Origin of the sequence: Neoroseomonas alkaliterrae (assembly GCF_014199195.1) — a bacterium.
In the GTDB taxonomy this organism is placed as follows: Bacteria; Pseudomonadota; Alphaproteobacteria; order Acetobacterales; family Acetobacteraceae; genus Neoroseomonas; species Neoroseomonas alkaliterrae.
This window is the reverse complement of the sequence record NZ_JACIJE010000008.1, coordinates 170,282-182,657: the sequence shown is the minus strand read 5'-3', so window position 1 is coordinate 182,657 and position 12,376 is coordinate 170,282. Positions and strand designations below refer to the sequence as shown.

Here is a 12,376-nt window from a genome sequence, read left to right as displayed (position 1 = left end):
GCAAGCGCGGCCGGAGATCAGGCGACGCTCACCCGCGCCTCGGCCCGCGCGCTGCGGCCGCGTTCGTCCGTCCAGGTGAACTCGAATGCGCTGCTGCGCTCCATGCGCACGAAGAACACGTGGAACGGGTTGGCCGCGGTGCCGTTGCGCAGGTCGGCGGCGAGCAGCACCTCGCCGTTCATCCGCACCACCATGCGCGTCAGCATGTCGCGCGGCACGGCGCGGCTGCCATCCTGGCGCAGGCCGGTCTCCATCGGGTGCTCGATCAGGGTGCGGATCTCGATCACCTCGCCGGCGCGGGCCGAGCGCGGGATGCGGATGCGCGGGGCGTTCAGCGCGCCGCTCATGTCAGGCAGCCTCCGGTGGTGACGCGGACCTCGGCGACGGCGCGGCGGACGCGCCCGTCGTTCATCTGCGCGAGGACGATGATGCGCTGCTCCTCGGCGAGGCGGATGCGCGTCTGCACCTCGGCGCGCGCGAGCAGCGGGCTCAAGTGGAAGCTCGCGACACCCGGCGTCGGGTTGCGGGTGGCGAGGATGTGGATGGCGGCCACGTGGTCGGAGGCCGTCATCGGGCTCTCGACCAGCACCGTCACCGGCACCTGGCCGCCATTCTCGGCCACGGCGGGCGCGCGCAGAACGATGCCGCCATCCTCGATGGGCGCCTCGCCCACCGCCTCGCGGATCGCCTCCGCGAGGGCGCCATCGGCCGCCGCCCGGGCGGCGGCGGGGGCGAGCGCGGCGAGCGCCAGCAGGGCGCGTCGTGTCGTCGTGCTCATCCGAACATGTACCCGGTGATGCTGTCGTACCAGGCGTCGGCGTGGAGCGCCTCGAGCCGACGCTGCGCGGGCAGGTCGCCGCGTGGCGAGACGCCGCCCGAATTCGGCACCTCCACGATCGCCGTGCCGTCGGCGTTGGGGCGGAAGATTCCGACGACCGAGATGCCGTACTCCTCGCCGACATGGCTGTAGCAGGTGTTGAAGTAGACGGCTTCGGGCGGGTTCTGGCCGCGATGCAGCGCGATGGCGCTCGCCACCGCCTGGCGCGCCGTGGTGCTCGCGATGTAGCCCGATTTCGGCATCGGCCCGGGGATGTTCGCGTCGCCGATCACATGGATGCCGGCCGCCGCGCGCGCCTCGAAGCTGCGGGTGTCCACCGGCACCCAGCCGGTGTCGTTCGCGAGGCCGGCCTCGCGCGCGATGGCGGCGGCCGATTGCGGCGGGATGATGTTGGCGACATCCACCTTGTGGCGCGTGCCGAACTCCGTCTCGAGCACGCGCTCGCGCACATCCACCCTGACCACCTTGCCGTCGCGGTTGCCCGGCACCCATTCGATCATGTCGCCGTAGAGCGCGCGCCAGCCGTCCTGGAACAGGCCCTGCTTGCTGAAGCCCTCCTTGGCGTCGAGCGCGAGGATCTTGGAGCGCGGCTTATGGCGCTTGAGGTAGTGCGCGATCATGCTGATGCGCTCATAGGGGCCGGGCGGGCAGCGGAAGGGGTTGGCCGGGATCGCGAGGCCGACCACGCCGCCATCGGGCATGGCTTCCAGTTGCCGGCGGAGCAGCAGCGTCTGCGACCCGTCCCCGGGCACCCAGGCATGGGGCATCAGCCCGGCCGCGGCCTCGTCATAGCCCTCGATCGCGCCCCAACGCAGCGCGATGCCGGGGGAGAGGATCAGCCGGTCATAGGAGAGGCTCTGCCCGCCCGCGAGGCGCACCCTCCGCGCCGCGGCATCCACGCCCGCGGCCCGGTCGTGGATGACGGTCACGCCGCGCGCGCGCAGCCCGTCGTAGGAGTGCGTGATCTGCCCGATCCGCCGCTCGCCGCCGAGCAGCAGGTTGCCGTAAGGGCAGGTGACGAAGGCGCGCTGCGGCTCCACCAGCGTGACCTGCACGTCCGGATGGTTGCGCCGCGCGAAGGAGGCGGCGGAGGCGCCGCCGAAGCCGCCGCCGATGACGACGAGGCGCAGCGAGGGCTGCGCGCGGAGCGGCGCCGGCGCGGCGAGCAGCGCGGCGGCGGCGAGAAGGGCGCGGCGGGGGACCGGGTTCGTCATCGCCACCCCCTCAGCGCAGGCGCGAGAAATGTTCGGCCACGGCCGCGATCTCGGCGTCCGTGTAGCCACGGGCGATGCGGCCCATGATGGTGCCGGGGCGCTCATTGGCGCGGAAGGCGGTCAGGATCGCGACGAGTTCGGCGCGGTCACGCCCGGCCAGCGCGGCGATGCCGCTCGCACCCCGGCCTTCGGGGCCGTGGCAGCCGAGGCAGCCCTCGGCGGCGAGCGGCGCGGGGCCGGAGGCGGCGGCCGGCCCGGCAAGCAGCGCGGCGAGCGCGGCGGGGAGAATGATGCGGACGGCACTTACTATCATCGGGTGTCCCTGGCGATCCTGCAAAAATCATCTCGAATGGGCGCGGACCATATCCGGATCCCGCACCGTGCCAAGCGAAAGTATTTCAGGATATTGGCGGCGTTCAGCGCGATGTCCGCATTCCATCGCGCGGGATCGAATATGGAAGATTCTTCTCTCGAGGCGTGGCCTAGCCCGCCAGCCCGAAGCGCGGCCTCAGCCGCATCCCCACCCAGTTCCCCGCGAGCGCCGGCAGGATCCAGAGCCAGCCATGCAGGCTGCCCGAGGCGATGCCCGCGACGAAGGCGCCGATATTGCAGCCCGAGGCCACCACCGCGCCGATGCCGAGGAGCAGCCCGCCCACCACCGAGGCCGCCACATGCCGCAGCGGCACCCGCCAGGCCGGCGCGAAACGCCCGGCCAGCGCCGCGCCCAGCAGCGCGCCTGCCATCAGCCCGAGATCCATCACCGTGGTGCGGTCCGCCAGCACGGGCCGCAGGATGGCCTCGGCCCGCGTCGGATCCTCCCAGAAGGCCCAGAAGGCGGGGTCGTCCCAGCCCAGCGCCTCGACCGCGCGCGAACCCCAGAGCGGGAAGGCCGCGGTGATCACCCAGGGCCGCCCGGCGAGCCACAGCGTCGCAAGGTTCAGCAGCGCGAGCGCGAGCGCGCCCCAGGCCAGCGGCCACGGCCCCCGCAGCCAGGCGCCGCCGCGCCAGGCGAGCGGCTCTGCGCGCCCATGCCGCCGCCGCTCGGCCACCGCCGAGCCGGCCGCGACCAGCCCGATCACCGCGAGGCTCGCCGCGACCGCCGGCCACAGCCCGATCAGCCCGGGCAGCGTCAGCGGCGGCGGCGCCGGCAGGTCGCTCCAGGCCTCCGCGCCCCAGGCGGCGAGCGTCGCGCCGGCGATGAAGAAGGCGAGCGTCAGCAGCATCCGCAGGCTGCCGCCGCCGGCCGTGTAGAGCGTGCCCGATCCGCAGCCCCCGCCGAGCTGCATGCCGATGCCGAACAGGAAGGCGCCGATCACCACCGCCACGCCGGCGGGAAAGACGATGCCGCGCACCGGCTGGCCGAGCACCTCGCCCGCCTCGATCGCCGGCAGCATCAGCGCGACCAGGATCGCGAGCATCAGCATCTGCGCCCTGAGCGCGACGCCGCGGCGATCGGCGAGCAGGGCGCGGAAGCCGCCGGCGAAGGAGAAAGCGGCCTGCAGCAGCACGAGGCCGAACCCCGCGCCGAGCAGCCACAGCACGCCCTGCCGCCAGCCCTGCCCGGCCGCGAGCCAGAGGGCGCCCGCGGCGAGCAGCGCCGCGGCGAGCAGCGCGGGACTCCTCTGCATGGTCGGGTTCAGATGCGCTCGCTCAGGCGGATCGCGACCTTGCAGCCGGCCTTGATGGCCGCGCTCAGCAGCCGGTAGGCCGGCGCCTGCTCCGCCTCGTTCTCGAGACCGATGTCGCGATGCTCCAGCTCCTCGGCGCGGAACTTCGCGATATGCGCCTTGAGCTCGGCCTCGTCCTCGCCGAGCGCCTCCTCCTGCGCGCGGTAGTGCTCGTCGATCGCCTCCTCGACCGCCACGGTGCAGGCCATGGCGCCGCGGTGGCCGAGCAGCGCGGTCGCCGCACCAAGGGCGAAGCCCGCGACATGCCAGACCGGCAGCAGCGCGGTCGGCCGCACGCGGCGCTCGCCGATCAGGCGGGAGAAGGTGTCGAGATGCACCTGCTCCTGCTCCTTCATGTGTTCGAGCGTCGCGCGCCACTTGGTCCGGCCCAGCACCGCGAGCTGGCCCTCGTAGATGCGCTTCGCGCCGTATTCGCCGGCATGGTCCACGCGGATGGCGCGCTCGACCGTCTCGCGCGGGGTGGGGTCGCCGGGCAGGCGGGTCTCGCCGGTGGTGCGGGGTGTCATGCCGGTGCTCCTCGACGGGCCAGGATCAGCGCCAGCGCGCCGAGGCCCGCGCCGTAGATGAGGTTCATCGCCGCCATGGAAAGCGGCAGGCCGGGAATGAGGAAGGCGGGCACGTCGCAGGGCTTGTTCGGCGCGGCGGGCATGCCGCGCAGCATCTCCTCGACGGAGCCGCCGAGCACGGAGGCGGCCGGCGCCGCGCAGCCCGGCAGGGGCGAGGGCCACCAGCCCTGCTCGACGCCGAGATGGAAGGCGCCGATCCCGCCCGAGGCCAGCGCCGCGACCCCGGCGAGGCCGAGCAGCGCCACCCGCCCGCGCCCCGGCACCGCCGCCGCGATCAGCGCAAGGCCCGCCGCCGCCCAATAGGGCCAGCGCTGCCACAGGCAGAGCGCACAGGGCGCCAGGCCCAACCAGGTCTCGCTGCCCTGGGCGAAAAGCGGCGCCGCGGCGGCCAGGACCGCGATCAAGAGGGCCGATGCCATGCCCATCATGTCGCGCGCGCCGCGGCGCGGCGCAACTGGACCGGTGCGCGGGCCGCGCCTAGCCTCTGCGGCGGGACAGCGGGAGGGGCGCGATGCGCAAGCTCTGGGGCCGGGCGAGTTCGTCCAACGTGATGAAGGTGCTCTGGACGCTCGAGGAACTCGGGCTGGACTACGAGCGCATCGACGCCGGCGGCGCCTTCGGCCGCACGCGCGAGCCCGAATACCGCGCCATGAACCCCATGGGCCTCGTGCCCACGCTGCAGGAGGAGGATGGCTGGTCGCTGTGGGAGAGCAACACCATCGCCCGCTACCTCTGCAACACCTACGCGCCGGGCGGCCCGCTCTACCCGGCCGAGCCCCGCGCGCGGGCGAGGGTCGAGACCTGGATGGACTGGACGCTCGGCCATCTCACCGCGCCCATGGTCACGGTCTTTTTCACCCATGTCCGCCTTCCCGAGCCGGAGCGCGACTGGAAGGCCGAAGGCAAGGCGCGCGAGGATGCCGGGCGCCTCTTCCGCATCGTGGACGCGCAGGTGAAGGGGCAGCGCTTCCTGTGCGGGGAGCACACGACCCTCGCGGACATCGCGCTCGGCTGCTGGGTGCACCGGTGGTTCCGGCTGCCGATCGAGCGGCCGGACCTGCCGAACCTCGCGGCGTATTACGAGGCGCTGAAGACGCGGCCGGGCTTCGTGAAGCACGTCGCCCTGCCGCTCGAATGAGGGACCGGGCCGGGAGAGGCTGAACCCCCTTCCCCGAAGGCCGCGCACGCAACGCAGACGGAGGAGACGAGAGATGGCCAAGACCACGACGAGCCACGCCAAGGACGCCGAGTTCAAGCGGGGCCTGCGGTCCTTCTTCGAGTACCGCGACCTCGGCATCAAGGAGGCCACCGGCGGCGCCTTCGGCGCGCATGTGATCCGCGCCATACCGGGCGAGCACGCCACCGGCCAGTGGCACACCCACGACCTGCCCTTCCAGATGTTCTACGTGCTGAAGGGCTGGGTGAAGTTCGAATACGAGGACATCGGCGAGAGGACCTTCCACGCCGGGGATTGCTGCTACCAGCCGCGCCTGATCCGCCACCGCGAGATCGCCCATTCCGACGATGTCGAGATCCTCGAGATCACCGGCCCGGCGGAGTTCGAGACGAAGAACGTCGAGGCCCCGGCGAAGGCGGCGGCCGCGGAATAGCGGCGGCGGCGGGGCTGGACGCACCCGGCCGCGCCCGGCTAGGCATGGCGCCGCCCGGGCCCCTGTGGCGGAACGGTAGACGCAGGCGACTCAAAATCGCTCGCCCGAGAGGGTGTGGGAGTTCGAATCTCCCCGGGGGCATTCCGCGCGGGGCGCAGGCCTCCGGCGGGGCGAATCTTGCCTTCCGCCCCCATTCGCGCCAAAGACGCCCCCCGATCCCCTGACCCACCCCGGATTCCGGAGGGCCACCCATGGCCTCGTCCTTCGACCGCATTGCCGACATCATCGCCGAGAACAGCGAAGTCCCGCGCGAGAACATCCTGCCCGACAGCCACGTCATCAACGACCTCGGCATCGACAGCCTCGACTTCCTCGACATCGTCTTCGCCATCGACAAGGCCTTCGGCATCAAGGTGCCGGTCGAGGCCTGGACGCAGGAGGTCAACGCCGGCAACGCCCCGGCGGAGCAGTACTTCGTGATGAAGAACCTCGCCGCCCGCATCGACGAGCTGGTCGCCGCCAAGGGCGGCTGAGCCCGGCGCGACCCCCGGGGGGAGCAGCCTTGCGCCTCGAATACTTCCAGATGGTGGACCGGGTGGCCTCGCTCGAGGGCGAGGCCATTGTCGTCGAAAGCACCATCCCCGACGCCTCCCCGGTCTTCGAGGGCCATTTCCCCGGCTACCCGCTGATGCCCGGCGTGCTGCTGGTCGAGACCATGGCCCAGGCCTCGGGCTGGCTGCTGCTCAGGCTGATGGATTTCGCGCGCATGCCCTTCCTGATGGGGGTGAAGGAGGCCAAGTTCCGCTCCTTCGTCGGCCCCGCGACGCCGGTGACGGTGCATGCGCGGCGCATCCATGACGGCTCGGGCTACGCCGTGACGCAGGCGCGCATCGAGGCGGGCGGCAAGCGCATCTGCGACGCGGAACTCACGCTGCGCATCATGGATTTCCCCGCCCCCGAGCTCGCCGCGGCGATGCGCGGGCGCGGGAAGGAGCTCGGCCTCGCATGACGCGCCAGGATGTGGTGATCACCGGCATCGGCCTCGTCTCCTCGCTCGGGGAAGGGGCGGATGCGCATTGGGAGGTCCTGTCGAGGCCCGGCGCGCAGCCGGTGCTGGACGAGGGCGCCTTCGCGCCCTACCCGGTGCATCCGCTGCCCGCCATGTCCTTCGACGCGCAGATCCCGAAGAAGGGCGACCAGCGTCAGATGGAACCCTGGCAGCGCCTCGGGACCTATGCCGCGGGGCTGGCGATAGACCAGGCGGGCGCCCGGGGGCTCGTTGCCGACATGCACCTCATCGTCGCGGCCGGCGGGGGCGAGCGCGACATCGCGGTGGACGAGGCGGTGGCGACCGCGCTGTGCGACACCCCGCCCGCAGAGGCCGGCCCGATCCTGAACGAGAGGCTCGCCACCGACCTGCGCCCGACGCTGTTCCTGGCGCAGCTGTCGAACCTGCTCGCGGGCAACATCTCGATCGTGCATGGCGTGACCGGCTCCTCTCGCACCTTCATGGGCGAGGAGCAGGCGGCGGCGGATGCCGTGCGCATCGCCGCGCAGCGCCTTGCCGAAGGGCGCGGGAGCATCGCGCTGGTGGGTGGCGCCTATGCCTCCCAGCGCTGGGATCTGGTGCTGCTCTACGGCGCGGGCGGGGCCTGCTGGCGGGGGCCCTTCGCCCCGGTCTCGGCGCGCGGCGGGGCGGGCGGCTTCGTCGGCGGGGCGCTCGGCGCCTTCCTGGTGCTTGAGACCGCGGGGCACGCGGCGGCGCGCGGGGCGCGGCCTCTCGCGCGGCTGGCCGGCGTCGCGACCGATGCGGCGCACCGGCGCGCAGGGGGCGGCTCCGCCGCTGCCGCCAGGGCGCTGCATGAGCGGCTCGGCGCGCCTTCGGGCGCGGGGCTCGGCGTGCTCTCCGGCATGACCGGCGTGGCCGAGGCGCGGGCGGAGGAGGAGGCGTTCCTGGCCACGCTCGGCGGCGCGGCGGTGCGCCGGACCGGCTCCCTGCTCGGCCACGGGGTCGAAGCCACCTTCCCCGCCAATGTCGCCCTCGGCGCCCTGGCCCTTTCGCGCGGCGGTTTCTACCCGGCGATGGATCCGGCGGATGCCGGCGAAGGCCCGGTCGAGCGCGTCCTCGTCACCGGCTTCGGGCAATGGCGCGGCGAGGCGCTGGCCCTTCTGGAGCGCGCGGCATGAAGGACCATCTCGGGCGGCCGCTCGTCGCCGTCACCGGCATCGGCATCGTCACGCCGCTCGCCTGGGGGCGGGAAGCCAACTGGCAGGCGGTCCAGGCGGGCCGGTCCGGCATCTCCCGCATCCGGCGCTTCCCGGTGGACAAGCTGCGGACCACCATTGCCGGCACGGTCGAACTGCCCGAGGAGGCGGCGGGGGGCGAGATCGTCTCCTCCCCCGTGCGGGTCGAGCGCATGGCCGCCGCGGCGGTGGAGGAGGCGCTGGCCCAGGCCGCGCTCGGCGAACCCGGCGCCTTCCCGGGGCCGCTGATGGTCGGCATGCCGCCGGTCGAATACGAATGGCCGCAGCGCTTCGAACTGGCGCGCAAGGCGAAGGGCGACGGCTCCTACCGCGCCGCGACCGAGGCCGCGACGGGGCGGCGCGACCTCTACGAGACCTTCCTCTTCGGCGGGGTGGGCGAGAGGCTCGCCGCGCGTTTCGGCACCACCGGCGCGCCCATCGCGCTGACCACCGCCTGCGCAACCGGGGCCTCGGCCATCCAGATGGCGGTCGAGGCGATCCAGCGCGGCGAGTCCGATGCCGCGATCGCCCTCGGCGCCGATGGCTCGGTGCAGCCGGAGGCGGTGATCCGCTTCTCCCTCCTCTCCGCCCTGACGGCGCGCAACGAGGAGCCGGAGAAGGCCTCCCGCCCCTTCGAGAAGACGCGCGACGGCTTCGTGATGAGCGAGGGCGCCGCCGCGCTGGTGCTGGAAAGCCTCGAGCACGCGAGGCGGCGCGGCGCCACGGTGCTCGGCATCGTCTCGGGCTGCGGGGAGCGGGCGGATTCCTTCCACCGCACGCGCTCGAACCCGGACGGCTCGGCGATCATCGGCGCGATGCGCAACGCCATCGCCGATGCGGGGCTGCAGTCGTCGGACATCGGCTACGTCAACGCGCACGGCACCGGCACGCCGGAGAACGACAAGATGGAGACCCTCGGCATGCGCGCCGTCTTCGGTGACGCGCCGCCGCCGATCTCCTCCAACAAGTCGATGATCGGCCACACGCTGTCCGCCGCCGGCGCGATCGAGGCCGCGCTGTCCCTGCTCACGATCCGCGACCAGGTGCTGCCGCCGACGATCAACCACAACGAGCCCGATCCGGCGATCACGCTCGACGTGGTGCCGAACGTGGCGCGCAAGGTGTCCGGGCTGAAGCATGTGCTGTCGAACTCCTTCGGATTCGGCGGGCAGAATGTGTGCCTCGTGGTGAGCGCGGCGCCGTAGGAAGTGACGGGGGAGGAGAACCTCCCCCGAGCCCCCTCCCTTCTTTGCCTTTTTGGTTCCAAGGAAGGTTGAGGGGGGTTCGGGGGGAGACGTTCCCTTCTCCCCCCGAGTTCAGGAGAGTTTCCCGATGCGTGCCCTACGCCTGCATGCCGACCGCGACCTGCGCCTCGAGGAGGTGCCGCCGCCGCCCCCGCCCGGCCCGGGCGAGGTGACGCTGCGCATCAAGGCCGTCGCGCTCAACCACATCGACGTCTGGGGCTTCCGCGGCATGGCCTTCGCCAAGCGCGAGATGCCGCTGATCGTGGGCGCGGAAGCCGTGGGCGAGGTCGTCGCCGTCGGCGAGGGCGTGACCGAGTGGAAGCCCGGCGACCGCGCCGCCCCCTATGGCGCGCTGACCTGCGGCACGTGCCGCCGCTGCCTCGCGGGCCAGGACAACCTGTGTGAAGACGTCCGCGGCGTGAAGGGCTTCCATGTCGGCGGCTTCGCCTGCGAACTGGTGAACCAGGAGGCGCGGCTGCTGGTGCGCGTGCCCGAGGGCATCTCCTGGGAGGATGCGGCCTGCGGGCCGATCACCTTCTCCACCGTCGAGCACATGCTGTTCGACAATGCGAAGCTGGAACCGGGCGAGACGATCCTGGTCCATGCGGCCGGCTCGGGCATCGGCACGGTGGCGGTGAAGATCGCCAAGGACATGGGCTGCACCGTCATCGCCACGGCGGGCGATGACGAGAAATGCGCCAAGGCCCGCGCGCTCGGCGCCGACCATGTGGTGAACTACACGACGCAGAACTTCCCCACCGTGGCGCGGCGCGCGACGGGCAAGGTGGGCGTGGACGTGGTGTTCGAGCATGTGGGTGCGGCGACCTGGGCGGGATCGCTGCTCTCGCTGCGCATGGGCGGGCGGCTCGTGACCTGCGGCTCGACCTCGGGCGTGTCCGCCGAGACCAACCTGATGATGCTGTTCCAGCGCCAGTTGCGCATCTTCGGCTCCTTCGGCGCCTCGATGCGCAACATCGCCGACGGCTACGCGAAGATGGCGCGCGGCATCCTGCCGGTGCTCGACACCGTGCTGCCGGTGGAGCGTTTCGCGGAGGGGCTCGACCGGCTGGAAAGCCGCCGTGTCTTCGGGAAGATCGTTGTCACGCTTTAGGTATCGCCTCTGGCTCTTCGCGGATGCGCTGTTCGGGCTGCTGGTCCGGGCGGCCTTCGCGGTGCTGCGCGTGCTGGGGCCCGACCTCGGCCCGCGCATCGGAGCGTTCATCGCGCGCAACCTCGGGCCGCTGACCGGCGCGAACCGCATCGCGCGGGAGAACATCGCCGCCGCCTTCCCCGAGAAGAGCGAGGCCGAGCGCGCCGCCATCCTGCGCGATGCCTGGGACAATCTCGGCCGCGTCGCCTGCGAATACGTCCACATGGACCGCATCTGGGATTTCGACCCGGCGCGGCCGGCGGATGGGCGCATCACCGCCACGGCCGAGACCATCGCGCTCTACAACCGCCTGCGCGACGACGGGAAGCCGGCGATCGTCTTCTCCGCGCATCTCGCCAACTGGGAATTGCCGGCGATCGCGGCGGCGAAGCACGGGATCGAGAGCGCGGTGCTCTACCGCACGCCCAACAGCCCCGCGGTGGCGCGCGAGATCCTGCGCCTGCGCCGCGACAGCATGGGCACGCTGGTCGCGGCCGGGATGTCCGCCCCCTTCAAGCTCGCCAAGGCGCTCGAGCGCGGCCAGCATGTCGGGATGCTGGTGGACCAGCGTTTCGGGCGCGGGCCCATCGTGATGTTCCTCGGCCGCCCGGCCTTCGCGAACCCGCTGCTGGCGCAGCTCGCGCGGCGCTTCGACTGCCCGGTGCATGGCGCGCGCGCCATCCGCCTGCCCGGCGGACGTTTCCGGCTGGAACTGACCGAGGAGATCGCCATGCCCCGCGACGCCGAGGGGCTGGTGGACGTGAACGCCGCGACCCAGGCGATGAACACGGTGATCGAAGGCTGGGTGCGCGAGCATCCCGGCCAGTGGCTCTGGATGCATCGCCGCTGGCGTTAGAGGATCGCGCCCTTCGCAGGCAGGAGGGCGCGGATGCCGCACGTCATGGTCACCGCCGGGGCGCTGGAGGTGGCGGTCGAACTGCACGGGCCGGCCGATGGGCCAGCCGTGGTGCTGCTGCACGGCTTTCCCGACGACGTGCGGGCCTGGGACGGCGTGGCGCCCGCGCTCGCCGCCCGCGGCAAGCGCGTGGTGGTGCCCTATCTGCGGGGCTACGGGCCGACGCGCTACCGCGACCCGGCCACGCCGCGCTCGGGCCAGCAGGCGGCGCTGGGTGCGGATCTGCTGGCGCTGATGGATGCGCTCGGGATCGGGCGGGCGCTGCTCGCGGGCTATGACTGGGGCGGGCGGGCGGCCTGCATCGTCGCGGCGCTGTGGCCCGAGCGGGTGGCCGGGCTGGTCTCCGCCAATGGCTACAACATCCAGGACATCGCCGCCTCCGGCCGCCCGGCCGCGCCGGAGCAGGAGGCGCGCCACTGGTACCAGTGGTACCTGCACACCGAACGAGGCGTGCGGGCGCTGACCGAGAACCGCCGCGCCTTCTGCCACCTGTTGTGGCGCATGTGGTCCCCGTCCTGGCGCTTCACCGAGGCGGAATTCGCCGCCACCGCCGCCTCCTGGGACAATCCGGACTTCGTCGCGACGGTGGTGCAGTCCTATCGCCACCGCCACCGAGCCGCGCCCGGCGATCCGGCTCTGGAGGGCATCGAGGCGCGGCTGGCGGCGCGGCCGCCGATCACGATCCCGGTGATCGTGCTGCATGGCGCGGAGGATGGCGTGGACCCGCCGGGCAACAGCGCGGGATGCGCGGCGCGGATTCCCGGGCTGCGGCGGCGGGAGGTGGTGCCCGGCGCCGGGCATTTCCTGCCGCGGGAGACCCCACAACCCTGGATTGCATGCCTGGAGGAGCTGGGGCTCAGCAGCCCGTGATAAAAATGTCTCGATTCTCTAGGAATGACTCAAAAA

Annotated in this window: 16 protein-coding genes and 1 tRNA gene; 10 read left to right on the top strand and 7 right to left on the bottom strand. The window is 72.5% G+C overall.

Annotation, left to right across the window (positions count from 1 at the left end; genetic code table 11):
• Nucleotides 1-17: 17 nt before the first annotated feature.
• The 7 genes from FHS88_RS14845 to FHS88_RS14815 all read right to left on the bottom strand — a co-directional run bounded on the left by FHS88_RS14845 (nucleotide 18) and on the right by FHS88_RS14815 (nucleotide 4,725).
• A complete protein-coding gene (locus FHS88_RS14845; RefSeq protein ID WP_184486178.1) occupies nucleotides 18-347 on the bottom strand; it encodes a thiosulfate oxidation carrier complex protein SoxZ in 330 nt (109 codons plus the stop codon).
• Nucleotides 344-778, bottom strand: a complete 435-nt coding sequence (locus FHS88_RS14840; protein ID WP_184486176.1) for a thiosulfate oxidation carrier protein SoxY — start codon at nucleotides 776-778, stop codon at nucleotides 344-346. Before FHS88_RS14840 ends, FHS88_RS14845 begins: the two co-directional genes overlap by 4 nt.
• The gene (locus FHS88_RS14835) at nucleotides 775-2,052 is read right to left on the bottom strand and encodes an NAD(P)/FAD-dependent oxidoreductase (RefSeq protein WP_184486175.1); all 1,278 of its coding nucleotides are present in this window, start codon (nucleotides 2,050-2,052) and stop codon (nucleotides 775-777) included. Before FHS88_RS14835 ends, FHS88_RS14840 begins: the two co-directional genes overlap by 4 nt.
• A 10-nt stretch (nucleotides 2,053-2,062) precedes the next feature.
• Nucleotides 2,063-2,365 (bottom strand): c-type cytochrome, encoded by a 303-nt coding sequence (locus FHS88_RS14830; RefSeq protein ID WP_184486174.1) that lies wholly within the window; start codon nucleotides 2,363-2,365, stop codon nucleotides 2,063-2,065.
• A gap of 169 nt (nucleotides 2,366-2,534) precedes the next feature.
• Nucleotides 2,535-3,680: a YeeE/YedE family protein gene (locus tag FHS88_RS14825; RefSeq protein WP_184486173.1), complete on the bottom strand. Its 1,146-nt coding sequence runs from the start codon at nucleotides 3,678-3,680 to the stop codon at nucleotides 2,535-2,537.
• 8 nt (nucleotides 3,681-3,688) lie between these two features.
• Nucleotides 3,689-4,246 carry a demethoxyubiquinone hydroxylase family protein gene (locus FHS88_RS14820; protein ID WP_184486172.1) on the bottom strand — a complete coding sequence of 186 codons (558 nt, stop codon included), beginning with the start codon at nucleotides 4,244-4,246 and terminating at the stop codon, nucleotides 3,689-3,691.
• Nucleotides 4,243-4,725 (bottom strand): disulfide bond formation protein B, encoded by a 483-nt coding sequence (locus tag FHS88_RS14815; RefSeq protein WP_246419982.1) that lies wholly within the window; start codon nucleotides 4,723-4,725, stop codon nucleotides 4,243-4,245. Before FHS88_RS14815 ends, FHS88_RS14820 begins: the two co-directional genes overlap by 4 nt.
• Before the next feature lie 92 nt (nucleotides 4,726-4,817).
• On the opposite strand from FHS88_RS14815, the gene FHS88_RS14810 reads away from it, so the two are divergent.
• The 10 genes from FHS88_RS14810 (at nucleotide 4,818) to FHS88_RS14765 (ending at nucleotide 12,340) form a co-directional block, all read left to right on the top strand.
• On the top strand, nucleotides 4,818-5,444 hold the full coding sequence (locus FHS88_RS14810) for a glutathione S-transferase family protein (protein WP_184486171.1): 627 nt from the start codon (nucleotides 4,818-4,820) through the stop codon (nucleotides 5,442-5,444).
• Nucleotides 5,445-5,517: 73 nt separating this feature from the next.
• Nucleotides 5,518-5,916, top strand: a complete 399-nt coding sequence (locus FHS88_RS14805; RefSeq protein ID WP_184486170.1) for a cupin domain-containing protein — start codon at nucleotides 5,518-5,520, stop codon at nucleotides 5,914-5,916.
• Nucleotides 5,917-5,974: 58 nt separating this feature from the next.
• Nucleotides 5,975-6,057, top strand: a tRNA-Leu gene (locus FHS88_RS14800).
• Nucleotides 6,058-6,167: 110 nt separating this feature from the next.
• Nucleotides 6,168-6,449 carry an acyl carrier protein gene (locus tag FHS88_RS14795; RefSeq protein ID WP_184486169.1) on the top strand — a complete coding sequence of 94 codons (282 nt, stop codon included), beginning with the start codon at nucleotides 6,168-6,170 and terminating at the stop codon, nucleotides 6,447-6,449.
• 29 nt (nucleotides 6,450-6,478) lie between these two features.
• Complete coding sequence (locus tag FHS88_RS14790; protein ID WP_184486168.1) at nucleotides 6,479-6,925, top strand: 3-hydroxyacyl-ACP dehydratase FabZ family protein; 447 nt, start codon at nucleotides 6,479-6,481, stop codon at nucleotides 6,923-6,925.
• Nucleotides 6,922-8,103: a beta-ketoacyl-ACP synthase gene (locus tag FHS88_RS14785; protein WP_184486167.1), complete on the top strand. Its 1,182-nt coding sequence runs from the start codon at nucleotides 6,922-6,924 to the stop codon at nucleotides 8,101-8,103. Before FHS88_RS14790 ends, FHS88_RS14785 begins: the two co-directional genes overlap by 4 nt.
• Nucleotides 8,100-9,365, top strand: coding sequence for a beta-ketoacyl synthase N-terminal-like domain-containing protein (locus FHS88_RS14780; protein WP_184486165.1), 1,266 nt, complete (start codon nucleotides 8,100-8,102; stop codon nucleotides 9,363-9,365). The genes FHS88_RS14785 and FHS88_RS14780 overlap by 4 nt, the downstream gene beginning before the upstream one ends.
• A gap of 127 nt (nucleotides 9,366-9,492) precedes the next feature.
• Nucleotides 9,493-10,515, top strand: a complete 1,023-nt coding sequence (locus FHS88_RS14775; RefSeq protein ID WP_184486163.1) for a zinc-binding dehydrogenase — start codon at nucleotides 9,493-9,495, stop codon at nucleotides 10,513-10,515.
• A complete protein-coding gene (locus FHS88_RS14770) occupies nucleotides 10,502-11,410 on the top strand; it encodes a lipid A biosynthesis lauroyl acyltransferase (RefSeq protein WP_221244438.1) in 909 nt (302 codons plus the stop codon). The genes FHS88_RS14775 and FHS88_RS14770 overlap by 14 nt, the downstream gene beginning before the upstream one ends.
• A 33-nt stretch (nucleotides 11,411-11,443) precedes the next feature.
• On the top strand, nucleotides 11,444-12,340 hold the full coding sequence (locus FHS88_RS14765; protein WP_184486158.1) for an alpha/beta fold hydrolase: 897 nt from the start codon (nucleotides 11,444-11,446) through the stop codon (nucleotides 12,338-12,340).
• Nucleotides 12,341-12,376: the final 36 nt, after the last annotated feature.